At 73.2% G+C, this 23,800-nt stretch carries 24 protein-coding genes and 1 pseudogene; 9 read left to right on the forward strand and 16 right to left on the reverse strand.

Annotated features, from left to right (window positions below; all coding sequences use genetic code 11):
• Window positions 1–11: 11 nt before the first annotated feature.
• The 6 genes from ACZ47G_RS30200 to ACZ47G_RS30225 form a co-directional block, all read right to left on the reverse strand.
• Window positions 12–497, reverse strand: a complete 486-nt coding sequence (locus ACZ47G_RS30200) for a hypothetical protein (protein ID WP_465748045.1) — start codon at window positions 495–497, stop codon at window positions 12–14.
• 260 nt (window positions 498–757) lie between these two features.
• Window positions 758–1,177: a nuclear transport factor 2 family protein gene (locus ACZ47G_RS30205; protein WP_465748047.1), complete on the reverse strand. Its 420-nt coding sequence runs from the start codon at window positions 1,175–1,177 to the stop codon at window positions 758–760.
• 5 nt (window positions 1,178–1,182) lie between these two features.
• Window positions 1,183–2,037, reverse strand: coding sequence for an alpha/beta fold hydrolase (locus ACZ47G_RS30210; RefSeq protein ID WP_465748049.1), 855 nt, complete (start codon window positions 2,035–2,037; stop codon window positions 1,183–1,185).
• Between the two features lie 58 nt (window positions 2,038–2,095).
• Complete coding sequence (locus ACZ47G_RS30215; RefSeq protein ID WP_465748051.1) at window positions 2,096–2,560, reverse strand: winged helix-turn-helix transcriptional regulator; 465 nt, start codon at window positions 2,558–2,560, stop codon at window positions 2,096–2,098.
• A gap of 229 nt (window positions 2,561–2,789) precedes the next feature.
• Window positions 2,790–3,593, reverse strand: a complete 804-nt coding sequence (locus tag ACZ47G_RS30220) for an alpha/beta fold hydrolase (protein ID WP_465748053.1) — start codon at window positions 3,591–3,593, stop codon at window positions 2,790–2,792.
• A gap of 393 nt (window positions 3,594–3,986) precedes the next feature.
• Complete coding sequence (locus ACZ47G_RS30225; protein ID WP_465748055.1) at window positions 3,987–4,826, reverse strand: helix-turn-helix domain-containing protein; 840 nt, start codon at window positions 4,824–4,826, stop codon at window positions 3,987–3,989.
• 462 nt (window positions 4,827–5,288) lie between these two features.
• On the opposite strand from ACZ47G_RS30225, the gene ACZ47G_RS30230 reads away from it, so the two are divergent.
• Both ACZ47G_RS30230 and ACZ47G_RS30235 read left to right on the forward strand, forming a co-directional pair.
• Entirely contained in the window at window positions 5,289–5,861 is a 573-nt protein-coding gene (locus ACZ47G_RS30230; protein WP_465748057.1) for a hypothetical protein, read from the forward strand.
• Between the two features lie 69 nt (window positions 5,862–5,930).
• Window positions 5,931–6,464 carry an EF-hand domain-containing protein gene (locus ACZ47G_RS30235; RefSeq protein ID WP_465748059.1) on the forward strand — a complete coding sequence of 178 codons (534 nt, stop codon included), beginning with the start codon at window positions 5,931–5,933 and terminating at the stop codon, window positions 6,462–6,464.
• A gap of 175 nt (window positions 6,465–6,639) precedes the next feature.
• On the opposite strand, the gene ACZ47G_RS30240 is transcribed toward ACZ47G_RS30235, so the two are convergent.
• Window positions 6,640–7,431, reverse strand: coding sequence for a maleylpyruvate isomerase family mycothiol-dependent enzyme (locus tag ACZ47G_RS30240; protein ID WP_465748061.1), 792 nt, complete (start codon window positions 7,429–7,431; stop codon window positions 6,640–6,642).
• A gap of 153 nt (window positions 7,432–7,584) precedes the next feature.
• Between ACZ47G_RS30240 and ACZ47G_RS30245 the strand changes: the two genes are divergently transcribed.
• On the forward strand, window positions 7,585–7,932 hold the full coding sequence (locus tag ACZ47G_RS30245; RefSeq protein WP_465748063.1) for a hypothetical protein: 348 nt from the start codon (window positions 7,585–7,587) through the stop codon (window positions 7,930–7,932).
• 269 nt (window positions 7,933–8,201) lie between these two features.
• Here ACZ47G_RS30245 and ACZ47G_RS30250 read toward each other — a convergent pair whose 3' ends face one another.
• Genes ACZ47G_RS30250 through ACZ47G_RS30270 form a run of 5 tightly spaced genes read right to left on the reverse strand, consistent with a single transcriptional unit; the run spans window position 8,202 to window position 14,449 of the window.
• Window positions 8,202–10,574 (reverse strand): helicase associated domain-containing protein, encoded by a 2,373-nt coding sequence (locus ACZ47G_RS30250; RefSeq protein ID WP_465748065.1) that lies wholly within the window; start codon window positions 10,572–10,574, stop codon window positions 8,202–8,204.
• 59 nt (window positions 10,575–10,633) lie between these two features.
• Entirely contained in the window at window positions 10,634–10,900 is a 267-nt protein-coding gene (locus ACZ47G_RS30255; protein WP_465748067.1) for a hypothetical protein, read from the reverse strand.
• Window positions 10,897–11,604 (reverse strand): helix-turn-helix domain containing protein, encoded by a 708-nt coding sequence (locus ACZ47G_RS30260; RefSeq protein WP_465748069.1) that lies wholly within the window; start codon window positions 11,602–11,604, stop codon window positions 10,897–10,899. The genes ACZ47G_RS30255 and ACZ47G_RS30260 overlap by 4 nt, the downstream gene beginning before the upstream one ends.
• Window positions 11,601–13,823: a hypothetical protein gene (locus ACZ47G_RS30265; protein ID WP_465748071.1), complete on the reverse strand. Its 2,223-nt coding sequence runs from the start codon at window positions 13,821–13,823 to the stop codon at window positions 11,601–11,603. Before ACZ47G_RS30265 ends, ACZ47G_RS30260 begins: the two co-directional genes overlap by 4 nt.
• Window positions 13,824–13,828: 5 nt before the next feature.
• A complete protein-coding gene (locus tag ACZ47G_RS30270) occupies window positions 13,829–14,449 on the reverse strand; it encodes a DNA-binding protein (protein ID WP_465748073.1) in 621 nt (206 codons plus the stop codon).
• 468 nt (window positions 14,450–14,917) lie between these two features.
• Here ACZ47G_RS30270 and ACZ47G_RS30275 point away from each other — a divergent pair, with 468 nt between their 5' ends.
• Entirely contained in the window at window positions 14,918–15,046 is a 129-nt protein-coding gene (locus ACZ47G_RS30275) for a hypothetical protein (protein WP_465748075.1), read from the forward strand.
• 74 nt (window positions 15,047–15,120) lie between these two features.
• Here the strand turns inward: ACZ47G_RS30275 and ACZ47G_RS30280 are convergent, their stop codons facing one another.
• Window positions 15,121–16,086: an amidohydrolase family protein gene (locus tag ACZ47G_RS30280; protein WP_465748077.1), complete on the reverse strand. Its 966-nt coding sequence runs from the start codon at window positions 16,084–16,086 to the stop codon at window positions 15,121–15,123.
• Window positions 16,086–16,703, reverse strand: a complete 618-nt coding sequence (locus ACZ47G_RS30285; RefSeq protein WP_465748079.1) for an NAD(P)-dependent oxidoreductase — start codon at window positions 16,701–16,703, stop codon at window positions 16,086–16,088. Before ACZ47G_RS30285 ends, ACZ47G_RS30280 begins: the two co-directional genes overlap by 1 nt.
• Before the next feature lie 208 nt (window positions 16,704–16,911).
• Here ACZ47G_RS30285 and ACZ47G_RS30290 point away from each other — a divergent pair, with 208 nt between their 5' ends.
• Complete coding sequence (locus ACZ47G_RS30290; protein ID WP_465748081.1) at window positions 16,912–17,568, forward strand: TetR-like C-terminal domain-containing protein; 657 nt, start codon at window positions 16,912–16,914, stop codon at window positions 17,566–17,568.
• A gap of 154 nt (window positions 17,569–17,722) precedes the next feature.
• Here the strand turns inward: ACZ47G_RS30290 and ACZ47G_RS30295 are convergent, their stop codons facing one another.
• Window positions 17,723–17,893, reverse strand: coding sequence for a hypothetical protein (locus ACZ47G_RS30295; protein ID WP_465748083.1), 171 nt, complete (start codon window positions 17,891–17,893; stop codon window positions 17,723–17,725).
• Between the two features lie 14 nt (window positions 17,894–17,907).
• Window positions 17,908–18,509 (reverse strand): annotated as a pseudogene (locus ACZ47G_RS30300) (ABC transporter ATP-binding protein); the annotation flags it as partial.
• Window positions 18,510–18,653: 144 nt separating this feature from the next.
• Between ACZ47G_RS30300 and ACZ47G_RS30305 the strand changes: the two are divergent.
• The 4 genes from ACZ47G_RS30305 to ACZ47G_RS30320 all read left to right on the forward strand — a co-directional run bounded on the left by ACZ47G_RS30305 (window position 18,654) and on the right by ACZ47G_RS30320 (window position 23,741).
• Window positions 18,654–19,868 carry a sensor histidine kinase gene (locus ACZ47G_RS30305; RefSeq protein WP_465748085.1) on the forward strand — a complete coding sequence of 405 codons (1,215 nt, stop codon included), beginning with the start codon at window positions 18,654–18,656 and terminating at the stop codon, window positions 19,866–19,868.
• Window positions 19,865–20,548 (forward strand): response regulator, encoded by a 684-nt coding sequence (locus ACZ47G_RS30310; RefSeq protein ID WP_465748087.1) that lies wholly within the window; start codon window positions 19,865–19,867, stop codon window positions 20,546–20,548. The genes ACZ47G_RS30305 and ACZ47G_RS30310 overlap by 4 nt, the downstream gene beginning before the upstream one ends.
• Window positions 20,549–20,987: 439 nt before the next feature.
• Window positions 20,988–22,283 carry a hypothetical protein gene (locus ACZ47G_RS30315; protein ID WP_465748089.1) on the forward strand — a complete coding sequence of 432 codons (1,296 nt, stop codon included), beginning with the start codon at window positions 20,988–20,990 and terminating at the stop codon, window positions 22,281–22,283.
• 159 nt (window positions 22,284–22,442) lie between these two features.
• A complete protein-coding gene (locus tag ACZ47G_RS30320) occupies window positions 22,443–23,741 on the forward strand; it encodes an MFS transporter (RefSeq protein WP_465748091.1) in 1,299 nt (432 codons plus the stop codon).
• Window positions 23,742–23,800 lie beyond the last annotated feature (59 nt).

Here is a 23,800-nt window from a genome sequence, read left to right on the forward strand (position 1 = left end):
GGGTCCCTCGGTCAGATCAGCCGCTTGCGGTGGGCGCTGATCTCGAACGGGGTCTGCCGGGCGAGCGCCCGGCAGAGCTTCGGCGAGAGCGCGGCTGGGGTCCCGCGAGGGCCTCGGGCTGCGGCTCCCGGCCGGCCCAGCGGCGGGCGGGACCTCGAGGGCGAGCACGCCCTCACGCTGCACTGGCCGGAAGAGCACGAGGCGCGGCCGGTGACGACGTCGGCCGCCTTGGACTCGAAGTCCGGGTCGCGCCAGGCGCGCGGCATGCCGATCACCGCCGGCAGCTTGAAGTCGCCGAGGTCCCGGTGGGTGACCCGCACGACGTCCCCGGAATCGGCACGGTCACGGTTCTTCCCGACCTCTACGTTGGTGACGTCCGCCCAGGCGAACCGCTTGCGAGAGCCCAGCACTCCAGTCCACCAGATCTCACGCTCGTCGAAGCTCACGCTGCTGAGGGCGCCCCTCGCCCAGAAGAGTCCAAAGGCGATCAGGAGCATCCACATCTCGTCAACGAAGCGCTGCCGCACCATCGGTGAACGAGCGGTACCTGGCGGTGAATCGCGGGCGCCGGCGGCGGGGTGGCCCGGAAACCGGCAGGGTGGCCGAGCCGCAGGCCGAGCAGGTGGTCGAACGACCGTCCTGTGGGGTCGGGGTGCGGCGTCCCGGCCTGGGCGGCGGGGTCGTGCGGCGATCGTGGAGGCCTGCGCCGGTGGGCGTGGTTCCGCCGCGGTGGTGGGGGAACCACGTCCACGGGTGCTCAGAGCAGGGCGTCGGTGTGGACGGGCCCTGCCGTGATGTGCAAGGCGCGGACTCGCGGCGCCGCTTCGTCGCTCCGGTCGAGGTAGAAGATGTGCGTGAACGGGGCGCACACGACGTTGTCGGGCTCGGTCCTCTTGGCGACGGTCGCCTCGCCCCGAAGGATCAGCACGTCTCCGACGGTCCATGTCTCGATCACCTCGTGCGTGGTGATGAGCGGGGCGTCGATCTTCACGAAGAAGTCCTTGATGGCCTCGACTCCGTGCACGCGGGCCGTACCGAAGACCATCTCGGTGTCCTGGTCGAGGTTGTTGGCGAACGCGGTCGCGAACTCGAGGGTGTCGATCTCGTGCAGGAAGTCGTTGATCCACGCGGGGGCCTGGCCCCGGTCGGCGGCGATGGTGGTGGCGGTGGCGGTCATGGTCGTCAGATCCTCTCCAGTGCGGGCAGCTGGGCAAGGAAGGCGTCGATCTCGGCGTTGACGGCCTGCGGGTTCTCGCGGGCGGCGAGGTGGCCGGTGTGCGGCAGGACTTTGAAGGTGGCGGTGGGGATCGCATCGGCCATCCGGCGCACGGCGTGCACGGGGAACTGGCTGTCCTCCTCGCCGGCGATCACGAGGACAGGCACGTCCTTGATCGTGGCGAGCAGGCGGTGTTCGTCGCGGCGGCCGATCAGGATGCCGCGCAGCGCCCAGGCGACCGACTTGGGGTCGTTGGTGAGCACGAACTTCAGGAACTCGACGAACTCCGGGCGTTCGGCCTCGGCCGTCGGCCCGGCGAACGCGCCGCGGGCCGCCTTCAGGGCCAGTTGCGGCATCTTCGAGTTCAGCGACAGGTAGCCGACGAGCGCGGTGGCCCAGATGCTCTCGAAGGCCGTGGGGAGCGAGGCGGTGCAGTTGATGCCGACTGTCCCGACCGAGCGATCAGGGTGATGGGCGGGGAAGACGCCGGCGAGCATGCCGCCCCAACTGTTGCCGATCAGAACCGCCTTGTCGATGCCGAGTGCGTCCTGGATCTCGACGAGCGCGTCAGCGCACTGCTTGAGGTCGATGATCCGGCGCAGGGCGTCGGACTTGCCGTGTCCGGGGCTGTCGATGAGCACCACGCGGTGGGTGGGGGCGAAGTGCTCGTACTGGTGGCGCCACATGGTGCCGTCCATCATCAGGCTCGGCCAGAAGATCAGGGCCGAGCCGTCCGCCTTGCCGCCGTCGCGCACGTTGATCAACCCGAGCGAGGTGGGGATGAGCCGCTCGGTGACGCCGTCGAGCCAGGTCGTGGTCATGGCGATTCCTCTCGCGATGGGGATCGTTCTCCACTCTCTAGCTAGGAGCGTATTGCAACTAGTTCTCGTCTGCAACCAGTGGCACCAGGTTTGACGCCTCGATCGGCTGGTGGCAGACACCGCACGCCAGGTAGGGATCGGTCTCCTTGCCGCACACGGTGTGCAGCAGCGGCCGACGCGGGCCGGCGTCAGCGCCCTGCGAGTCCGGCCCGCGCTCCTCGGCCCAGCGGGTGATCGCCACGATCGCCGGCACGACCAGCTCGCGAGCGCTGTCCGAGAGCTCGTACTCGAACCACTGCTTGTCCTCGCGGTAGGCCCGCCGCGTGAGCAGACCCAGCTCGGTCAGGGCGTTCAGGCGCGTGGTCAGGATGTTCGTCGAGATGCCCAGCGCCCGCTTGAGTTCGCCGAACCGCGTGGTGCCGAAGAAGACCTCACGCAGGATCTGATAGTTCCAGCGCTCCGAGATCGTCGCGAGGAACGTCTGGCCGTGCTGGAACACGACGGGTTTCGAGTCGTTCGTCATGGCGCCTCCGTAATTGCATTTCAAGACTAGTTTCACCACACTACCGGCGGAGGCGGCGCGCACCGCGTATCCAGGCGCGGGAGAGCGCGAATGTCGGCAGGCGCCCGTACCGGCCGCACCAGGGAGTCGTGGCTCCGGGCGGTGGTCATGAGGTCCGGCGGCACCCGGTCCCGGCTCTCACCGCCTGGCCGGACCCGAGAGGGGGTGGCCGTGCTGGTGGTGGCCAGGCCTACGCGTGCCGGTGCGCGGGCGACGAGCGCTGCGGGAGGCGGCGGACGAAGTCCAGGAGCAGGGCGCAGAACACCGCGGGCTGTTCCAGCGGTGCGAGATGTCCGGCGTCGGGGATGACGGTGGTGCGACCCGCATCGAGGTCGCGGACCAGGGCCTCGCCGCCCTCGTGGAAGTCGGGCATGTCGTACTCGCCGACGCCGACCAGAGCGGGCACGTCCCTGAGCGTGCGCAGCGCCGCCGGGCCGGTGCCGAGGGGATCCGCCGCCTGCGGCGGTTCGCCGTGGGTGAGCTGTTCGGTCAGCCGGCGGTGGAGCATGCGGGTGGCGTGGGTGCGTACCTTTTCGGCGGCCCCGGCCCAGGTCCATGCCTGGACGCCGGCCTTCACCGCGGCGTCCACGTCGCCGGCGGCCAGTGCCGTCCGTTCGGCCTCCCAGGCGGCGTCCAGACGTGGGGAGGCGGGCTGGTCGTGGGACCGGTACCCGACCAGTACCAGGCCCTCCACCCGCTCGGGTGCCGTGATGGCGGTCTGGAGTGCCACCAGGGCGCCCAGTGAGTTCCCGGCGAGCACGAAGCGGTCGGCTCCGAGGTGGTCGAGTGTGTCGAGCACGTCAGACCAGGGGGCCACCTCGCGGCGGTCGGGCACGGTCGCGTCGCCGTGGCCGGGTAGGTCCAGGGCGATGGCCCGCAGGCCCGCCTCGGCGAGCAGCGGGAGGTGGGCGTCCCACATGGTGCGGTCGGTGGGGCGGGCGTGCAGCAGGACGACGGGCCGTCCCCGGCCTGCCTCGGTGGAGGGAAGGAGCATGGCTTGAGGTGCCTTCTTCGGTGAGTGGTTGGGGGCCGGTCGGCCGGTGTAGCGGGCGGCGGCCGGTCCTGTGGGGGGGTGCGGGTCATGCGGCGTCGGTGAGTTCGCCGTGTTCGGTGTCGGTCAGGCGCGGCGTCGCGGCGGCCTGGTTCTCCTGCGGGTACGGGGCCTTGGAGGTGCCGGGGATGGGCAGCACGGGTTCGGAGCGGGCGGGCGGCCGGGCCGGCGCCTCCTGGGGCAGCCGGGCGCCGTCGGGCGCCGTCGGGCGGTCGTGATCCGGTCGGCCGGCCCGCCGGGGCGGGCGAGGTCGGACGCGGCCACCGGTGTCCAGGGGGTGAAGCCGATGCCGTGGCGGGTGTGGTGGTCCAGGACGTCGGCGGGAGCTGTGGTCGGTCAGGTCTCCTGAACGGTGGGGGCCGCTTCCTGCTCGGCCAGTCGGCGGAGCAGGGCCAGGGCGTCGGCACTGGCGCTGCCGGGTTCCGCGCTGTAGACGGACAGGTGCTGGCCCGGGGCGCTGGTGACGGCCAGTGCCTCGAAGTGCAGTTGCACCTCGCCCACGCGGGAGTGCCGGAAGTGTTTGTCCTCCTGCATGCGGGGGCGGACCTCGTAACGTGCCCACAGGCCGGTGAAAGCGGGGCTGCGCACGCTGAGCTCGCCGACGATCCGCTCGATCCGCTCGTCCTCGGGGAACTGCGAGGAGGACGCCCGCAGGTTGCCCACCGCGGTGTGCGCCGCCTTGTCCCAGTCGACGTAGAACTCCCGCGCGAACGGGTCGAGGAAGATCATTCGCAGCAGGTTGTCGTACCGGGCGAACCCGCGGTACAGCTCGCGCGCCATCGCGTTGGCGGCCAGCACGTCCTGCGCCGCGCCGACCACGAAGGCCGGCACGTCGCGCATGCCGTGCAGCAGACGCACCAACTCCGGGGCGACGGTGGGTGCCGCGGCCGCCGCGGCGAAGACGGGCAGGCCGAGCCGGAACAGGTGCCCCGCCGCGGCGCCGTCCAGCCGCAGTGCCGCAGCGATCGCCCGGAGCACCTGCTCGGACGGGTTGCGCTCACGGCCCTGCTCCAGACGGATGTAGTAGTCCGTGCTCACCCCGGCCAGCAGCGCCACCTCGTCCCGCCGCAGTCCCGGCACCCGCCGGTCCCCGTCGTCGGGCAGCCCGACCTCCCGCGGCGTGATGATCGCGCGGCGAGCACGCAGGTACTCACCGAGCCCGTTGTTGCTTTCCATGCTCGCCACGCTAGACCCGCCTCATGGGTCGGGGCGTGGGTGCAGTGCACCCACCCTCCTGGTGGTCCCGGTAGGCGGCCTCCCGGGCGCGGTCGGCGACGTCCTGGGCCGTAGGTGTGGCAGAACGAGCGGGCGTCGCCCGTGTCGGCATCGGGCCGAAGCCACGGCGAGACCTCCACCGCCGGCACCGGGCGGCCGCCGCCGGCGCGCGGCAGCGACCAGGCCGGCCAGCTCGGTCCGTAGCCGGGCGACGTCCAGGCGGCCCCGGTTCAGTGCTCCGTAGAGGGCTCCGTGCCCGCCCCGGTACTCCGCCTGGTGGGTCTGTGCGACGTCCGGGAACGACACGGCGTGCCTGGGCTCGTTTCCGTGCAACGGGGAGCCCGCAACCGGTGCCTTCGGGGGGCGTTATCCCGGTGAGCTCCATCAACGCGCCCACCAGAGATACCGGGAGAACCCGACACCATGAAGATCGCTGCCCGCAGTGCCCTGCTGGCCTCCGCCCCGCTGCTCGCCGCCGTACCACTGCTCGCCGCCGTACCACTGCTTGCCGGCGCCTCGGCCCACGCCGACTCCGCCGCACCCACGACCGATGCCACCTGCGTGCTGAACGCCCACGGGGTCTTCGCCACCGCCGTCGATCCAGGAGGTATCAACCTCCCTGTGGCCGACACGCTGGCCATGACCGGAACCGTGACCTGTGTGGACGCTGCCCACGCGCCCGTGGCCGCCGGGACGTTCGAGCGCACCGTCACCATGCCGGCCACGGAATGCACCGGCGACGAGCACGGGGACACGTCCACCACGACCATCCACTGGACCGACGGAACCACCTCCACCTTCAGGTTCGACAGGACCGACGTCGTGAAGGTGAACGGCACCGCCTCACTGGTCGTCAACGGCGTCGTCACCGCCGACAGCACGCGCTTCGCCGACGACACCGTCAACGCCGTTGGCACCAGCTCCGGCACCGGCTGCGGCACCCCGGCGGGCGAGACCGCCCTCGACTCGACCCTCGTGCTCCGCCTCACCCACTGAACAGCACCGCCGACACCCGCTGAACAGCAGCGCCGACCGGTGCACACCCGCACGTGAAGGAAGACCGACATGCCCCTCTCCTCGCCCGAACCGCGGGCAACCCCGGCGGCCTCCCCGACCCCGAAGGCCCGCATCTACGCGATGCTGGACACCGACGGAGACGGAACCGCCTCCAGGCACGACTACTTCGTCCGGATCGAACGGGCCCGGCAGGCCACCGGGCGTACGCAGGACGATCCCCTGGTCATCGCCGCACACACCGCGGGCGAACGGGCCTGGGCCGCGATGGACGCCAACGGCGACGGCGTGATGACCTACGAGGAGTACACGGCCTGGGTGGACGGGGACAAGTTCGACAACGTCTGCCGGTACGCCCTCGCGGCGCTGTTCGACCTCGCGGACGCCGATCAGGACGGCGCCCTCCAGCGGTCCGAGTTCACCATGCTGCGCCAGGCACTGGGCAATCCGGCCGACAACGCCGACGCGGCCTTCGACGCGCTGGACACCGACGGCAACGGCCAGGTCAGCCGGAGCGAGTACCTGGCGGCCATCCGCGCGTACGTCACCGGCGACGGCTCCCCCATGGGTGAAGTCCTGTACTGACCTTCTCGCCCGATGGGCGTCGCCCGACCGCCACACCCGGCCGGGACCCGGACGGGATCGGTGTGGTGGTGCTGGTCGTACATCCGGCGGCCCCACCCGGCCCGGCGGGGTCGCGCCAGGTCGTGCGGACGACTACCCCGCCCGGGTCAGGTGCTCGCGCGTCGTCGACCACGCGTTACGCGTTCGGGTCCCAGGCGAAGAGCCGCTCGAAGATGGCCCGGTCGCCGTCGATCTTCACCGAGTCCAGCGGGGTGCGTCCGTAGAACCACAGGACCAGCTCACCGGCCGTGCCCCGGGCGGAAGCGTCGGCCGGGGCCTGGGCCTCGTCCTCGCCGGCAGCCGGGAGACGGACGGCGCGGGCGCCGTCCGCCTCGACCGTGAAGCGCCAGGAGCGGCCCTCGGTGGTGTGGTAGTCGACGACGGCCGGCTCGTGCGGCCAGACGCCCGACCACGCGCAGCAGGTGAACAGGAAGTCCTCGACGCCGTCCAGCGCCACCTCCACCGGCAGCGGCTGCGCGGCGCCCACGGTGAGCTGGGCGTCATAGGTGTGCATCGCGATCTCCTGAAGCTGGTGCCGGGCGACGGCACCGCTGGTCCGCGGCGACTGCGAGGCGCCCCACCACGTCCAGCACTCGGCGTCCGGGCCGACCTCCCGCAGGGTGTCCAGCAGCTCCTGCGTCGACGCGGCCAGCCAGGCCACCAACGCCTCGCGCTCCCGGGGCGCCTGCGCCTCGGTGCGCGCCGCCACGGCCTCGGCCGGAGGGGCGTCGGCCGGACCGGCCTCGACGACGGCGGCCCAGAACGGGCGGCCCGAGCCCAGGTGCCGCGCCAGGTCGAACAGCGTCCACTCGGGACAGGTCGGCACCTGCACGTCCAGGCTGGGCGCGGCGGCGATCGCGGCCCGGAAGGCCGTCGCCCGCTCGTCGATCAGTCGCAGCAGGTCAGGGAGTTCAAGATTCTTCTGCACTACGGTTGTCTATCACCGCCCTCCGGCAGCCGAAAGCGAATTTCCCGGCCGCCGCCTGCCGCCGCCGTCCGAACCGCCGCCGGCGGCGCGGCCACGGGCCGCTCCACCCCCGGGCCCGAGCAGCAGCAGTGCTTCGAGGACGGCGCGAAGGCCATGCGGGAGCTGAAGGACCTGTACGGCCCGCTGCAGGTCCAGTGGTTCACCGCGGCGGCCTCTCTCCGGCGCCACCAGGAGGTCGACGCGGCCTACCGGCAGCTCGACGGCCACCTGGCCGGGCACGGCGTGCAGGCCAAGGGCGAGGAGGCGTTCTTCGCCCTCGTCGACCGGAGCATCCAGGCCGCCGACGCCCCCGCCGTCGCCCACCTCGGCGAGGTGTACGCCACCTGCACCGCCACCGCCTCACCGGGGCGGCCTTTCACACCTACGGTGGACCGTCCACACCTTCCTCGACCACACCGCCCGCGCGCTCGACCTACCCCGCCTCACACCCCTGGCCGGTGACCTCCTCACCACCTGGAGCCCGTCGTGGGCGGTCCAGCTCAGCCACATCGCGCCGCGCACCAGCGGGGAGTCGTGCATCGGGCGGCCCAGGTCCCGGTCCACGGGCGCGGGCCGGCTGCTGTACGGGGCCAACTCCAACCGATCGGAGGCGGCGGCGGGCTCGGGGCGGGCGGTGTCGGTCATCGCGCAGTGCCTCCGAAGTCGGGAACGCGGTAAGGGTGGCCGTCCCGGTCCGGAGTGGGCCGGGACGGCGGGGTCTTGCGGGGCGGTCAGCCGGTGACGGTCTCGGCGTGCCGGGTGAGCGCGTCCAGGAGCACGGCCTGGTGGCCGGTCAGCTTCCCCTCGGTGCGGGCCTTGTCCTGCTTGCGCAGCCAAGTGCCGGGGCGGAAGGCCGGGTCCGCCTCGCCGCCGGTGCGGTTGGCGGGGCCGTCCAGGGTGCCGCCGGCGGCGAGGTAGGCGAGCAGGCGGCGGTAGGAGCGGTTCCAGTCCGGCTCCAGGCGCCACAGCTCGTCCAGGGCGTCGAGCTTGGCCGCCTGGCCGGGGTTGAGGTTGTCGGCCTTGCGCTGGCGGCGCATCCACGCCCCCACGGCGTAGTCGTCGAGCTTCGCGGTCGCCGGGATCGCCAGGTGGCCGTGCTGGTGGTGGAACGCGGCGGCGTAGGCGTAGCCGCGTTCCCAGGCGTTGGCGTTCTTCGACCAGATCATGCCGAGTGCGTCCAGCTCGCTGACGCGGGCGGGGTCGAGCAGGTGCCGGCCGTTGAGGTGGCGTTGGCGGGTGAGCCAGGAGATCAGCTCGGCGTGCTGGGTCCTGTCGGTGGGGTCGAGGTGGCCGTGCTGGAGGTGGAAGACCGCCGCGACCGCGTGCATGCGCTGCCACTCGACCGCACGCGGGTTGAACGCGCGGAGCTTGACGGTCTGGAGGATCTGCGCCGCGTGGTGCTTCGCGTCGATCCGCAGCCACTCGATCGGCGACTCGACCGGGGCCGGCTGCTGCTCTCCCTCCCTGGTCTCCCTGGTCTCCCCGGCCTCGGCGGTCTCGCCCTCGGCCGGCGTGGCCACGGTGGTGTGCGCGATGCCCTGGGAACGGTGGGCGCGCAGCTCGGTGATCCGGCCGACCACCCGGGCGTCGTGCGCCGCCAGCGCCCGCAGGACCCGCCAGATCGTACGGAAGGAGGACGCCTCGATCTCGGCGTCGGCCTCGGCCTTCACGGCCTCGCCGGCATCGTGGACCTCCGCCGGGTGCGCGGTGGCGGTGTCGTCGCCGACCGCCGGCGTCGGCAGGTAGACCGGGATGATGACCCAGGACACCTTGCCCTCGCGGTAGGACTGGCGCAGTGCCCTCCCGACTGCCTGGACGATGTCGATCACGCTCGACTTCGGGTCCGCGAAGCAGATGGCATCCACGGCGGCGACGTCGATTCCTTCCGTCAGGAGTCGGCTGTTGCAGAGGATGCCGCACTCCTCACCGTCTTCGCCGGTGTGGGCCTTGAAGTCGGCGAACGCGGCCCGGCGGTCCTTGAGCCGGTCCGTGCCGGCCACCGCCTTCGCCCGGATCCGCTCCGGGCGCTCCGCGTCCTCCAGCAGCTCCGAGGCCTCCAGCAGGGTGTTCGCGAACTCCCGCGCCGCCGACACCCGGGAGTGGAAGGTGATGACGCGGCGCAGGCCGAGGTCGGCGACCGCGCGCAGCACCGCGATCTGGAGCGCCAGGCGGAGCAGTTCCTCGTTGGAGCGCTGGGAGCGCAGGTCGGCGACCGCGGGGAGGTTGAGGAGTTCGCGCAGGTCCTCGTCGGTGACGACGGGGACCAGGACGCGGTAGTCGGCGAGGTAGCCGTGTTCGATGCCCTGGCCGAGGGTCCAGGTGAAGCAGGTCTTGCCGTAGATCGTCTCGTCGTCCATGGAGCACAGCGCGGGCAGCTTCTCCGCGCTCTCGCCGTCGGTGTCGGCGAGGTCGGCGAGGTCGGCCAGGCCGTCCTTCGCGCGCCGGTCGTCCGCGATCCGCGGGGTCGCGGTGAAGTACAGCCGGCGCTTCGCCGGGACCTGGGCGTCGTTGTGGACGGCCGCCCACGCCTTCCCTTCCGCGCCGGCGGTGCGGTGGGCCTCGTCGATGACGACCAGGTCCCAGGCCGGGAGGCCGAAGTCGCGGTGGGCCTCGACGATGCGCTCCAGCGAGGCGTAGGTGGCGTACACGGTGACCGGCTGGTCGTCGGGTGCGCCGTTGACGAGGTCGGTGATCCGGGCGGGCTGCGTGGTCACCCGGGCATGGACGCGCCCGCCGGCCTCCGCGCTCTCCAGCGCCTCCTCCCGCGAGCACGCCGCCACCGCCAGACCCCGACGCCCGCCGCGCAGCGACCACGCCTCGGCGGTCTGCTCCAGCAACTCGATCGTCGGCACCAGCACCAGCACCCGGCCCCGAGCGGCCAGCCGGCGGGCGCAGCCGGCCGCGATGAGGGTCTTGCCCGAGCCGGTCGCCGCGACGACGGTGGCGCGGCCGCCGTCCTTCACCTCGCGCACCGCGGCCGCCACCGCGTCCTTCTGGAACCAGTGCAGCGGCAGCGGGTTGAGCGCCGAGCACGGCTGCGCCGGGACGGGCCGCGTCCCGGCCGACACGTCGGCCTCGGTGGCGGTGGTGGTCGTGGTGCCCACGGCGGTCCTTCTCCTTCGGGTGCCGGGTGGTACGAGAGGCGGAGTTGCGCGGGCGTGGGTCAGTCGGGGTAGGCGTAGCGGTTGAGAGCGTCGATGAGGTCCTCAACCAGGTCGCCGAACGACGTGGTCTGCCGGTCGCCGTCAAAGCCGCCCTCGGTGAGGAGGATGTCGGCGAGGGCGTCGGTCAGTTCCTGGGCGTCTTCCTCACCGGGCGGTGTGGCCGGGTCGAGGAGGACACCACGCGCCTCGGCGGCGCGGCGCAGGACGACGAGCTTCTCCTCGGAGCCGGTGAACCAGGTGGGACGGTTCAGGTGTTCGGGGCTCATCGGCCTTCCTCGGGGATCCAGCCGCGGACCTCCAGGTAGGCGATGTCGGCGTCCTCGACGGCGCGATCGGTCTCCACCAGCCAGGCCCGCATCGCCTCGGTGACGTCGCCGTGGTGGTCGGCGACCCGCTGGGACCACTCGGCGGCGTCGAACCCGCCGGTGGACGCGGAGCCGTAGGTGCGCTCCTCGGTGCCGTCCGCACGGGGGAGGAACCCGCGCCGGATCCCGCCGGAGTCCTGCTCGGACCCGGCCGAGTACACGTACTGGTCGGCTTTCATTCGCACCGTGAACGCCAGGCGGCCACCGGCCTGGCCGGTCTCGTGCACCACCGGGGCCAGGTGGGAGGCCCCGGACTTGATCGCCTGCTTCCCGGCCCGGCCGGCCATCGACCCGCCCGCCTCGCCGACGGTGTCCTTGCCGCGCACCCGGGCCTTCTGGCCGCTCTTGGTGGTGCGCCGCTTGGTGTTCGCCTCGGCGATCCTGGACAGGGTTGCCTCGTCGCGCTCGCCGCCCCGGACCGCCCGGACCAGCTGGCGCAGCGCGCCGACCATGCTCGCGCCCTTGCCCTTGGTGAAGAACTGGGACACCAGGCTGGCGTCCCGCTTCAGGATCTTGGCGACCTGCCGCTTGGTGTAGCCCTGGTCCAGCAGCTCCTGGGTCAGGCGGGCGGCCTCGTTGGGGTGGTTCGGGTCGGCCGGGCTCACTGGTCGGTCCCCTTCGCGGCGAGTTCGGCGCGGCCCAGGCCGCGCAGCTCGAGGTACTGCTCCTGGCTGGTCGGGTGCTCCACCGGGCCGGTCAGGTGGCCCTTGAGGAGGTAGTCGCCGGGCTCGCCCCGGTAGGGCCAGGGCTGGCGCTCGGTCAGGGCGATGCCGTCGGTGCCGAAGTAGACGACCGTGCCGGGCTTCGCGTGGAGGGCACCGGCGTGGCCGGTGACCTCCTTGCCCTGGCGGTACTTCATGTCCAGCAGCGCCGCCCGCGCGCCGGACCAGACGTAGGCGGCCCACTCCGGGTGCGCGTACGGGTCGCGGGAGAAGCCGGCCTGCCGCTGCCAGGTCACCACCTGGTCGTCCTGGCCGAGGATCTCCACCCCGGCGGGGAGGGCCTCGCCGAGCGGGGTGGTGCCGGAGACCAGGCGCGGGCGCTGCGCGAAGCCGCCGAGGCCGAACAGCAGCACCGACCGAACGGCACGGCTGGCGAGGTACGCGGCGGTGCGCTGGCGCTCGTCGCCGTGCAGCTTGGAAAGGTTGGTCAGGTCGGCCCAGGCGGCCTTGAGGCGCTTGCCCCACTCGTCCAGCGGCTTGCCGTCCTCGAAGAGCAGACCGCCGAGGACCTCGATCCGCCACGGCATCAGGTGGTTGGACAGCGCGAGGTGGACCTCGGCGCCGCCCGCCCAGGTGGTGAACGTGGCGCCCGGCTCGGACGGGTAGATCCAGGCGCGGTCGCCGGTGACGGGGGCGGGCAGCAGGCCGACGTGGTCCCAGCCCTGCGGGACGGTCACGCGCACGTTCCAGTGCGAGCAGGACATCAGGGCCTTGGTCTGCTCCTGCTCGGTCATCGCGGCGAACGCGGCCGCGGTGATCCGCCGGGGCGTGCCCACCGGGGACTTCCACAGGTGCTTCGCGTAGGCGAAGGTCCGGTCGTACTCCACCAGCGCGGGCAGTTGCTCCGGCACCCGGGGCGGCAGGATCAGCTCGGTGCGGCCCTGGCCGCCGGTCGCGTGCAGCAGCCCGCGCAGTTCCTCGGATAGCACCGGGTAGCCCCCGGCCCACTTGCCGGTGGTGGGGACGGTGCGCGACCACAGGTCCCGGCCGGTCTGCGACGGCGAGCCCATCAGCACCGCGTCGTCCCAGTGGCGGCGCAGCGCCTGCCACAGCAGCGTGAACGCCTGACGGCAGGTGACGACGTCGGCGCCGCCCGGGTCGAACCACTCCCCCATGCTCCGGATCTCCGTCGTCCCGCTGTCCGGCGCGGCGGCCGGGGCGTAGCGGCCGACCGGCTGGCGCTGGTGGACGAAGTGCCCGGCGAGCTTGTCCCGGCCCGAGCCGACGGCGGTGGTCCACCGCTCGGACGGGGTGTTCAGCCACGCGGCGACCGCGTCCTTGAGGGTGGAGTACCGCTCGGCGCCGTCGTGCCACGGGGCGCCGGCCGTGATGTAGACGCGCTCCGTGCCCGGGGCGGTGGCGAGGACGGCGTCCAGGATCTCGCCCGGGGTGCGGGCGCCGAGGTCGACCCGGACGACCTGGTCGCGGACCGCGAGCATCCCGGCCGTTACGTCCAGGAACACCGTTGAACGGGCCTGCTGCGTGAAGTTGGGGCGCTTGGAGACCAGGCCGGTGGTCACGGCCTCGAACCGGGCACCGGCCGGGCCCTCCGGGAGGGTGGGCAGCTCACGCGGCCCGGCCTCGACCACGCGGCGCGGCGCGGCGGCGACCGGAGCGACCGAGGCAGCCGAGGCAGCCGGGACGACCGGCGCAGCGGCAGCAGGCTCGGCTGGGGCGGGCTGCTCGGCGACGGCCTGGTCCTCGACCGGGGCCGGGGCCGGCTGCTCGAGTACGGCGGCGGGGCGGGTCAGCGCCGGGGCGACGGCGGACTCGGCGGTCGGCGTGGCCCCCGGTGCCGGCGCCCGGGCGGGCGAGGGCGCGGCGGCCTGGTCGTCGGCCTTGGCGGCGCGGACGGCGGCCGGGGTCGGGTCCAGCAGCGGGGCGATCCGCACGACGTCGCCGACCGACAGGCCCGAGGCCTTCGCGATGGCCGGCGCCTGGGCGCCCTCGTACCCCGCCAGCCCGGCGACCCGGCGCGCACGCTGGGCGGTGAGCTTGTCCAGCTCCTTCTGCGCGGCGGCGACGGCCTTCTCGGCGGCCGTGATCTCGCCGCGCAGCTCGCGCAGACCGGCGAGCTCGGCGGTGTACGTCTTGCGGTCCATCAGGCTTACTCCCCCTCGTCGGCGGTGTCGGTGGTCGGGTTGGCGGTCACGTAGGCGATCGGGCCGCCGGACACGGACGGCAGGCGGGTGCCGAGCAGCAGGCCGGCCAGGCGGACGTCCTCCGGGTCGGCCGGGGCGGCGGCGTTGGCCGGAGCGGTGAGGTCGGTCAGGTAGCCGGCCAAACGCGCCTTCGGGAACCGGAACCGGCCCGCGGTGCCGACCGTGCCGTCGGACTCCCACTCGGCCAGGCCGGTCAGCACCGCGACCACGAACCCGGCCACCGTCACCGGCAGCACCGCGCCGGCCGCGACGCGGGCCGGGTCGCACCGCCACCAACCGGACAGCGAGGCCAGCAGCTGCGCCTCATCCAGGCCGGTGCCGAAGCCGATCCACTCCCGGTCCGGCTCCTCCACGCGGGCCGGGGCGTCCGAGCGCAGCACCGCCACCTCGGGCGCGCCGAGCGCGGCCAGGTCGGCGGCGGGTCGGGCCTGCAACTGCTGGAGCACGGCCAGCGGGAACACCTGCCGGCCGACGTCGCGCACGCCCGGGACCACGCCGGTGGCCATCAGCTTCTTCACCGTCGGGATCGAACACCCCAGCGCCGTCCCGGCCTGCCCGGTCGTCACGAACACACCCACAACCCCCACGCCTATTCATCTAACTTGAAATGCTAGAGCGACTCTACGCCCCCTGCCGCCGGGCCGGTGGTCTGACGGAACAGCAGCAGGGCGTGGGGGGTGAAGGTCTGGGTGATGGCGCACCAGGAGGGTGAGTCGGGCGCTGCCCGGATCGAGGATCTCGTCCGACAGGGCCCGTCCGCACCCATCTGGCACCCGCTCAGCCCATCCGTCCAGGCCGCCGACGTCGCGCTCGGTCCGGCCGCGGGCCAGGCCCGCGCCGTGGCGGGGGGCAGGGCTGCCGTCATGCCGGGTCCGGCGCAGCGGGTCGGGGTGACAGCGGTGCGGCTCGGACACCGCCGCGTTTCCCGGGACGGGCGGGACATCCCTGGGGACCGGAAGGGCGGAGGGGCGGTGCGTCGGAGCCCGAGAGTGGGGGCACTGATCCCTCGACCCCGCATCAGTCCGGAGGCGTCCATGCGTTCTGTCACCCGGAAGGCCGCAGACAGCCGTTGCTCCACCGGCGTCCCCGGCCGGGTCGACGGCAAGCGCGTCCTGCTCACCGCCGCCCGCTGCCAGACCAACGGGAACGTTGACCAGGGCTGAAGAACCGCAGCTGCGGTGCCAGGCCGGACGGTCGGCCGGGGCCGGGGCCGCGGCGCTGCGGCCCCGGCGGGCGGTCAGAGGCGCAGCAGGGCGCGGGCGTTCGCCGAGCCGATGCGGCGCTTGACCTCCGGTGGGAGGGTGGTCCGTTCCAGGGCGGCGACCGCGGCCCCGGACTTCTCGTAGGGGTAGTCGACGGCGAAGAGCACCGCCTCCGGGCCGAGTACGTGCACCAGGGCCTCGACCGCGGCCGGCGAGAGCACGCCGCTGGTGGTGGCCAGCACGTTGCTGCCGAAGTACTGCGACGGGCTGCGCAGCAGCGGCGTCGGGACGCTCAGCGTGGCGTAGCGGGAGTCGAAGCGGGAGAGCTGGAACGGCAGGAACTCCCCCGCGTGGCCGAGGATCATCCGGGCCTGCGGGTGGCGGTCGAAGACCCCGGAGAGCACGATCCGCATGGCGTGTCCGCCTGTCGTCGCCTGCCAGCTCCACAGCGCGCCGTTCATCTCCGGGTGCCCGGACAGCACGTGCCAGGAGTCGGCGGGTGGCATGCCCGGGTGCAGGTAGAGCGGGACGCCGAGTTCGACCAGGGCGGCCCAGACGGCGTCGAAGGCGGGGTCGTCGAGGTACCTGCCCTGGATGTGGTCGTTGACCAGGGCGCCCTTGAAGCCGAGTTCCCCGACCGCGCGCCGGAGTTCAGCGACCGCGGCGGCCGGGTCCTGCAGCGGGAGGGCGGCGAAGGCGGCGAACCGGTCGGGGTGCGCCGTGACGATCGCGGCCAAGGAGTCGTTGACGTAGCGGGCGTTGGCCACCGCGCGCGCCGGGTCCGGGTCCGCCTCGATGCCGGGGACGGTCAGCGACAGGACCTGTACGGCGATGCCGTTGGCGTCCATGTCGGGCAGCCGCAGTTCGGTGACGTCGGGCAGCCGCCGGGTCACGTCGGCGACGAAGGCGGGGTCCATGCCGTCCGGCACCGGGAACGGGGGGCGGCGTTCGGCGAGGCCCGGGATCGCGATGGCCTCCTCGATCGCGATGTAGTCCGCCATCACGCGCCCGCCGTCGGGACGAGGATGCCGGCTCCGGCGGTGGGCAGCTCGGCCTCGTCCAGCATGAGCGCGGCGACGGTGGCGCGGGAGGCGTGCGGCGGCAGCAGCGGCTTGGGGTACTGCGCCAGGGGAACGTTGCGGCGGGCCGCGCTGAGCTCGCCGACCCACAGTTCGGGCGCGTGGAAGACGGTGGCGCCGCCGGCCAGCACGATCGTGTCGGCCTCGCCCTTCTCCGCCAGCTCCTTGCCGACGAACATCCTCATCACGCCCTGGTAGATCCCGCCGCCGGCGCCGGTCGAGGCGCCCGAGCCGAGCGCCCCGAGCCAGAGCGTGCGGACCGGCAGGCCCGCCAGCAGCCGCGCGCCGGCGAGCAGGGTGCCCGGGCCGTCGCCCTTGCTGATGCCGAGCGCGGAGACGAGCACGTCCACGTCGCCCAGCTCCGGGAACTCCTGCGACCTGGTCACGTCCGCCCGCCGGACCTCGACCCCGCCCCGGGCGGGCGGGTCGTACTGCTGCGGACTGCGGACGAGGGCGACGACCTGGTGGCCCCGGTCGAGCGCTTGTTCCACCACCAGGCGGCCGACCCGCCCGGTCGCGCCGAGGACTGCGATGCGCATGACGACTCCGTAACTGAACAGGTGTTGGTTACTTGAGTGAACAGGTGTTGGTTACGGGTTGTCAAGGCCGGCCCGGGCACTCCACGGCACTGCGCCGCGCTCGACCGCGGTCCGCCGCGCCGGAGCGGGACGGCCGCGCTGGAGCGGGACGGCCGCGCGACGCCGAAAGGTAAAGTGATCTTCCGTCGCCGACAGGGAGGATCCGGGAATGGGCGGTGAGGAGGCCCCGCGCCGCCGACGCAACCCCCGCGGGCAGGGGCAGGTGCTCAGGGCCGAGCTGGTCGCGGCCGCCGCCCACCTGCTGGCCACCCTCGACCAGCCGGAGACGCTGACCCTGCGGCAGGTCGCCCGCGAGGTCGGGGTCGCGCCCGCCAGCATCTACAGCCACTTCCCCGACCTCGGCTCGCTGGTCCAGCACGTGCTGCGCCTGCGCTACGCCGAACTCGCCCGCCTGATGGACGAGGCCGCGGCACCGGCCGCCGACCCCCTCGACGACCTGGCCGGCCGCTGCGCCGCCTACGTGCGCTGGGGGGTCGAGCACCCCGGCGAGTACCGCACGCTCTTCGGTGGCCGGATGCCCTCCGACCCCGCCCTCCTCCAGGACCACGGCGCCGGCCAGGCCCTGCTGGGCTCCGTCATCGCCTCCCTCGCCGCCGTCCGGCAGCGCGGCGGCGAGCAGTCCGCCCCTGCCCGGCAGTGGCAGGACGGGCTGCTGCTCTGGACGGCACTGCACGGCCTGGTCGTGCTCTACAACGACCACGGCGAGCTGCCCTGGCCGCCGCTCGACGCGCTGATCGCCGACGTGCTCGGCCTCCACGCCGGCCGTCCCGCCGAGGAGGTCGCGGCCCGCCTCGCGGCGCGGTGAGCTCCGGCCCCCGCCCTCCGAGCCGGAGCAGCTGCCCGTAGCGGCAGACGGACCACCCCTCGGGGCCCGAGGCCTTGACCGGAAGTGTGTCAAGGCCCCCGGGCCCCGCCCGCCGGTCAAGGCGGAGGAACATCGGTGCCACGGGCGACCGGTTCTACTCGGTCCGCAGCGCGGTGGCGGTCCGGGAGCGCGCCACCCAGCCGGCCGGCGGCAGTGCCCCGAGCAGGGCGATCGCGATCCCGCCGGCCAGCAGCGGGAGCAGTGTCCCGGCGGTGTAGACGTCGGTCACGCTCGGCGGCAGGTTCCTGCCGACCGCGCTCACCATCCGGGTCAGCGTCGGATGGTCTGGCCCTCGGCGTTCAGATCCAGCAGCAGCCGGCGCACGTCCTCGGCCGAGCGCGAGTCCAGCGCGCCGGTCGGCTCGTCGGCCAGCAGCAACGCCGGTCGGTTCGTCAGGGCCCTGGCCACCGCCACCCGCTGCCGCTGACCGCCGGACAGCCGCTGCGGGTAGGCCTTGGCGTGCCGGTCGATACCCAGCGAGGTGAGCAACTCGGTCGCCCGCCGCTTCACCTCGCCCTTGCCCATCCCGGCCAACTGCACCGGAACCATCACGTTGTCCAGCACCGTCAGGTCGTCGAGCAGGTTGAAGAACTGGAAGACCATGCCGATGGAAGCCCGCCGGTACTTCGCCGAACCGGCCTCGCCGAACCGGCCTCGCCGAGCTGGTCGACCCGGGTTCCGTTGACGGTCACGGTGCCGCTGGAGGGCTTGTCCAGACCCGCGACCAGGTTCAGCAGCGTCGACTTGCCACTGCCGGAATGGCCGAGGATCGCCACGCACTCACCGGCCGCCACGGACAGGCTCACCCCGGCCAGCGCGGGCGGGCCGTCATCGTATTTCTTCGTCGCGCCTTGGAGATCGATCATCGGCTCATTCGTCATGGCCCATGAACCTAGGAACGGACCGTGGTCCCTCGCGTCGGCCGGCGGATGTCACCTCTCCCCCGGGCCATCGGCCCGGCGGCGTACCCCGCGTACATCCCCGGGGCGACGCGCGGAGCCGACGCCGGTCCATACGATCTCCGCATGGAAGAGCTGCTCCGGCGTTTCTCGACATCGGCACCCGTGACCTGGCTGACGGCACAGGCCGCGGTGCTGGCCACCGCCTGCTTCTACGCGCTGATGCTCTTCTGGACGATGCCGCTCGGTCAGCTCCGGCACTCCGGCGGCCCGTTCCGCTTCCCCGACCTCGGGCCCGAGCAGATGATCGGCCTCTGCGTCGTGCTCGCCCTGCCGATCCTGCTGGTGCGCCGGCTGCCCGCGGCGGTCTTCTGGGCGGTCCTGGGCGAAGCAGCCCTCGGCGACTTCTTCGGCGCGCGGCCCTGGATCGTGCTCCTCCTGCTCCCAGTCCTGGCCGGGTACCTCGCCGCCCGGCGGCCGGTGGCTGCCGCCCTCGGCTCCGTCGTGGCCGTCGCGACCGCGTTCGTCGAGCGCACCCTCGTCTCCCCCGGGGTATCCGTCGGCGACGCGGCCCCGTGGGCCGGTCAGCTGGCGTTCCTGTTCGCGGTCGCGTGGGTCTTCGGCGGGGTGTACCGCAAACGCCGCGAGTACCTCGGAGCCCTGCACGAGCAGACCGAGGCCCGCGCCGTCATGGCCGAGCGGCTGCGGATCGCCCGCGAACTGCACGACAGCGTCGCGCACAGCATCGGGATCATCACGGTGCTGTCGGGAGCGGCGGCGCGGGTCGTGGAGACCAGGCCCGAGCAGACGCGGCAGGCGCTGACCGGCATCGAGACCACCAGCCGGGAGACGCTGCTCGGGCTGCAGCGCATGCTCGGAGCACTACGCAGCGCCGAGCCCGACGACGCCATGCCGCAGGCCGCTCCGCTGGCGCCGGCCGGCAGCCTGGCCGACGTCCCGCAGCTCGCCGAACGCACGGCCGACGCCGGGGTGCGGGTCCACCTGACCTGGCGGGGCGAGCAGCGTCCGCTGCCGCCGGAGATCGAGCTGTCGGCGTTCCGGATCGTCCAGGAGTCGGTGACGAACGTGGTGCGGCATTCCGGTGCGCGGACCTGCCGGGTCGCGGTCGGCTACGAGCCGACCGGAGTGACGATCGAGGTGGTCGACGACGGGGACGACGGTCCCGGCGGGCCCGGCCGTCCGAGGCCCTCGGCAGCGGCCGGCGGGAGCGGCTTCGGCCTGCTCGGCATGCGCGAGCGGGTGACGCTGCTGTCCGGCCAGTTCAGCGCGGGCCGGCGTCCGGAGGGCGGATTCCGGGTGGCTGCGAGGCTCCCGGCATGAGCGTGCGGGTGCTGCTGGTCGACGACCAGCCGCTGATGCTGGTCGGGTTCGCGATCCTGATCGGCGACACCGACGACCTGGAAGTGGTCGGCCAGGCCGGCGACGGCCGCGAGGCGGTGCGCCTGGTGCGCGAGCTGCGGCCCGACGTCGTGGTGATGGACATCCGGATGCCGGGCATGGACGGGATCGAGGCGACCCGGCAGGCGACCGCCGAGCCGGACCCGCCCAAGGTGCTGGTGCTGACGACCTTCGACGACGACGAGTACGTCTACGGCGCACTGCGCGCCGGGGCCAGCGGATTCCTGCTCAAGAGCATGGCCCTGGACGCGATCCTGGACGCGATCCGCGTGGTGGCGGCCGGCGACGCGTTGATCGCGCCGAGCGTGACCCGACGGCTGATCGCGGACTTCGCCGGAACGTCCGGCCCCGCGGCCCCCGAACCGGACCCCGAGCCCGCCGCGGACCCACGTCTCATCGCGGGGATCACCGACCGGGAGCGCGAGGTGCTGGCACTGGTCGGACAGGGACTGTCGAACGCCGAGATCGCCGAGCGGCTGGTGATCAGCGCGGCGACGGCGAAGACCCATGTCGCGCGTCTGTTCGCCAAACTCGAAGCTCGGGACCGCGTCCACCTGGCGATCACCGCCTTCGAGGCCGGACTCGTGCCGCGTCGGCGGTAGGGCAGGACGAGAAGAACGATCGAGGAGCGGGCCGCAGGAGGTCGGGGTCGTCGGTGACGATCTCCATGCCCCGGATCCGGGCGTCGCGCGGGTCGTTCACGGCAGCTGCGTACTTCTGCCTTCGGGGCGGGGGCAGTCGGGGCGGGGGCGGGCGGGCGGGTGCGATTGCCGCGTGTGTTCGGCCGGCTCACCCGTTCCGGCGAACCGTGCGTTGCGTGCGTCGAGTCGTCGGCGGGTGGCTGGATACTCCAGGATCACGTGCGGGTCCGCCGAGGGCGTTCCAGGGCTGCCGCACGCCTCCCGTTCCGGAAGGACTTCGACCATGCACCCGGTTCCCGGCCCCGGTGGCCCCGGCAGCGAGCGGGCTTCCGCTGCCAGGGCGACCAGCACGACCACCGTCATGCCGTCCCACCCCGTCGCTCCCCCTTCCGAGGAGGAGGTGGCCGACGGGCCCGGGTACACGTGGGCCGGGCTGGACGAGGACTTCACCCGGGCGGTCGCCGCGATCGCGCGCAGGGCCGAGGGACGGGAGGTGGCCGAGTCCCAGGTCTTCGAGATCGTCCGGGCGCAGCCGCAGGCGCAGGGGTTGCCGTTGCGGGTGCGCCCGCACCTGCGGGGCGAGTTGGACGCGTTCGTCGCCTCGTACCACCGGGTGATCGAGACGGTCGTGGCCGCCTGGGAGCATGATCGCGGGCTGCGTGAGGTGTTGACGCTCCCCCGGGTGCTGGGTGAGCTGGTGGCCGGTGCCCGCGACACCCGGGTGCATCTGCTGCGGATCGATCTGCTGCCGCAACCCGACGGCACGTTGCGGGTGTTGGAGACCAATGCCAACTGTCCTGGGGGGCTGCCGGGGGCGGGGCGGGGTCGTTCGGCCTGGCGGCCGCTGCTGGCCGGGCACGGCATCGGTCTTCCGGCTCCGCTGCCGGCCGATGACGCGCTCTGGCCGGGGAGTTGGCTGCTGCGCCTGGCGGAGCAGCACACCGGTAGTCGTCCGGAGGTCGTCGCGCTGTTCTGCCCGGACGGCAAGTACCGGGCCGATACGCGTGACTACGACACCGCTCTGACGGCCTTGGGGGTGCGTGTTCTGCACGCGGATCCGCGCGAGGTCTCGGTCGACGGGCGTCATGGTGTCACCGTGCGTGGGGAGCGGGTGCGGCACGGGTTCGCGAAGGTCGGCATCCAGGATCTGCTGCGGATGGGCGATGATGCGGCGCCGTACCTGGAGGCCGTGCGCGAGGGCGGGTTGTTCGTGCAGAACGGGTTGCGCGGGCGTTTGATCGGCGACAACAAGCTGTGTCTGGCCGTGCTGTCGGACCCGCGTTTCGCCCACCTCTTCGACGCGGCGGACTACCGTCGGGTGCGGCCGGCGATCCCGTGGTCGCGCAACCTCGCGCGCTGTGACGGCGCGACGCTGCGCGCCGTGGTCCGCGACCGTGAGCGGTACGTCCTGAAGCGGCCGTTGGACACGCGCGGCCACGGGGTGGTGATCGGCAGGGAGGTGGCCGACGGGCCTGCCTGGGAGGCGGCCGTGGAGCTGGCGGCGGCCGAGGGGTGGCTGGTGCAGGAGTACGTGACCAGTCCTCATCTGCGTGGTGTGGTGGCGGGCCCGGCGCCCCGGCACGACGTGGCGCTCGGTGCGGTGGACGGGCGGCTGGTCTCCGCCTTCGCCCGGGCCAGTCACGGCGAGCGCCACAATGTCGCGGGCTCCGGGCGGCCGCACCCGTTGTACCTGTGAGCCGGCCGGGCCGGCGCCCCGCCCGTCCGTCGCCCCGCTAGGCCTGGCGGCGGCCTTCGCCCGTACGGCCGTACCCGGCCGCCCGCTCCGGGTCGGCGACGCCCTCTCCCGTCGTGCCGTTGTTACTGTCCGAGCTTCGGGAAAGCGGAGCGAGGGAGGGTGGAGTTGGCGAGCGTCTGCTCCGATCCCGGCCTGGCGGCCCCGGCCGCCGGGCCGGTCGGCGTGTGGCGGCAGCGGAACTTCCGGGTGCTGTGGTCGGCGCACACCGTCAGTGAGTTCGGGACCCAGGTGACGTTCTTCGTCATCCCGGTGTTCGCGCTGACGACCCTGTCGGTGTCGACCGGTCAGCTCGGCGTCATCTCGGCGTTGGAGACGCTGCCGTTCCTGTTGGTCGGTCTGCCGGCGGGTGCGTTGCTCGACCGGTGGGACCGCAGGCGCGTGATGGTCGTGGCGGACGTCGGGCGGGCCGTGGCCATCGCCCTGCTGCCCGTCGGGTACCTCGCCGGGCTGTTGAGCGTGCCGCTGCTCGGTGGGGTCGGGTTCGCGGTGGGGCTGTTCACGGTGTTCTTCGACATCGCCGACCAGGCGTTCCTGCCGACCGTCGTGGCGCGGGAGCAGACTCCGGAGGGCAACAGCCGGCTGGAGTTCTCCCGGTCGGCGGCGGAGCTGGCGGGCCCCAGTATCGGCGGGCTGTTGCTGCAGACGGTCGTGGCGCCGCTGGTCCTCGTGCTGAACTCGGTGAGCTATCTGGTGTCCGCGGTGCTGCTCGGGCTCATCCGGACGCCCCGGGCGCGGGTGGCGCAGCGCGGGGCCGGGGTCGGGATGGGGGCGCGGATCGCGGAGGGGCTGCGGTTCGTCTTCCGTCACCGGACTCTGCGGTCCCTGGTCCTGGCGACGGGCGTCAGCAACCTGGTCGGGCTGGGCGGTGCGCTGGGGGCCGTGCTGACCGCGTACGCGCTGCGCGAGCTGGGATTGTCGCCGGGCGGGCTCGGGCTGGCGTTGACCGTGGGGAACTGTGGTGCGCTGCTGGGTGCCGCGCTCAGCAACCGGGTGATCAGGCTGGTGGGGCTGGGCCCGGTCCTGATCGCGGCCAAGTCCATGTCGGGGATCGCGGTGATCGTCCTGGCGACGGCGGCCCCGGCTCGCGCCGTTCCCACGCTGATCGTCGCCACCGGCATCATGGCCTGCGGCATCACGGTCTACAACATCGGTCAGGTGAGTTTGCGGCAGACGATCACGCCGACCGGGATGCAGGGCCGGATGAACGCCTCGATCCGGTTCGCCGTCTGGGGTGCGCGGCCGGTCGGGGCGCTGGCCGGCGGCTTCCTCGGGTCCGTTCTCGGGACCCGTCCTACGCTGTGGGCGATCGCGGGCATCGGGCTCCTGTCCTGTCTGCCGCTGATCGTGGTCGGCGACGTCCGCAGGCTGCGGGTCTTTCCGGCCCAGGCGCTCGACTGACGGGCGGGGCCCTCCTCGCCGGATGGGGAGGAGGGCGGTGGTCCGCGTTCTCGTGGCGG

The organism is Kitasatospora sp. NPDC030952, from assembly GCF_055571335.1.

What these genes read in the sequence shown, in the direction of transcription:
- ACZ47G_RS30225 (WP_465748055.1), bottom strand. Translation starts at nt 4,826, where the DNA reads ATGGAAAGCAACAACGGGCTCGGTGAGTACCTGCGTGCTCGCCGCGCG.
- ACZ47G_RS30265 (WP_465748071.1), bottom strand. Translation starts at nt 13,823, where the DNA reads ATGGACCGCAAGACGTACACCGCCGAGCTCGCCGGTCTGCGCGAGCTG.
- ACZ47G_RS30275 (WP_465748075.1), top strand. Translation starts at nt 14,918, where the DNA reads ATGCGTTCTGTCACCCGGAAGGCCGCAGACAGCCGTTGCTCCACCGGC.
- ACZ47G_RS30235 (WP_465748059.1), top strand. Translation starts at nt 5,931, where the DNA reads ATGCCCCTCTCCTCGCCCGAACCGCGGGCAACCCCGGCGGCCTCCCCG.
- ACZ47G_RS30295 (WP_465748083.1), bottom strand. Translation starts at nt 17,893, where the DNA reads ATGGTGAGCGCGGTCGGCAGGAACCTGCCGCCGAGCGTGACCGACGTC.
- ACZ47G_RS30285 (WP_465748079.1), bottom strand. Translation starts at nt 16,703, where the DNA reads ATGCGCATCGCAGTCCTCGGCGCGACCGGGCGGGTCGGCCGCCTGGTG.
- ACZ47G_RS30205 (WP_465748047.1), bottom strand. Translation starts at nt 1,177, where the DNA reads ATGACCGCCACCGCCACCACCATCGCCGCCGACCGGGGCCAGGCCCCC.
- ACZ47G_RS30255 (WP_465748067.1), bottom strand. Translation starts at nt 10,900, where the DNA reads ATGAGCCCCGAACACCTGAACCGTCCCACCTGGTTCACCGGCTCCGAG.
- ACZ47G_RS30245 (WP_465748063.1), top strand. Translation starts at nt 7,585, where the DNA reads ATGCGGGAGCTGAAGGACCTGTACGGCCCGCTGCAGGTCCAGTGGTTC.
- ACZ47G_RS30220 (WP_465748053.1), bottom strand. Translation starts at nt 3,593, where the DNA reads ATGCTCCTTCCCTCCACCGAGGCAGGCCGGGGACGGCCCGTCGTCCTG.
- ACZ47G_RS30305 (WP_465748085.1), top strand. Translation starts at nt 18,654, where the DNA reads ATGGAAGAGCTGCTCCGGCGTTTCTCGACATCGGCACCCGTGACCTGG.
- ACZ47G_RS30290 (WP_465748081.1), top strand. Translation starts at nt 16,912, where the DNA reads ATGGGCGGTGAGGAGGCCCCGCGCCGCCGACGCAACCCCCGCGGGCAG.
- ACZ47G_RS30310 (WP_465748087.1), top strand. Translation starts at nt 19,865, where the DNA reads ATGAGCGTGCGGGTGCTGCTGGTCGACGACCAGCCGCTGATGCTGGTC.
- ACZ47G_RS30210 (WP_465748049.1), bottom strand. Translation starts at nt 2,037, where the DNA reads ATGACCACGACCTGGCTCGACGGCGTCACCGAGCGGCTCATCCCCACC.
- ACZ47G_RS30230 (WP_465748057.1), top strand. Translation starts at nt 5,289, where the DNA reads ATGAAGATCGCTGCCCGCAGTGCCCTGCTGGCCTCCGCCCCGCTGCTC.
- ACZ47G_RS30200 (WP_465748045.1), bottom strand. Translation starts at nt 497, where the DNA reads ATGCTCCTGATCGCCTTTGGACTCTTCTGGGCGAGGGGCGCCCTCAGC.
- ACZ47G_RS30215 (WP_465748051.1), bottom strand. Translation starts at nt 2,560, where the DNA reads ATGACGAACGACTCGAAACCCGTCGTGTTCCAGCACGGCCAGACGTTC.
- ACZ47G_RS30280 (WP_465748077.1), bottom strand. Translation starts at nt 16,086, where the DNA reads ATGGCGGACTACATCGCGATCGAGGAGGCCATCGCGATCCCGGGCCTC.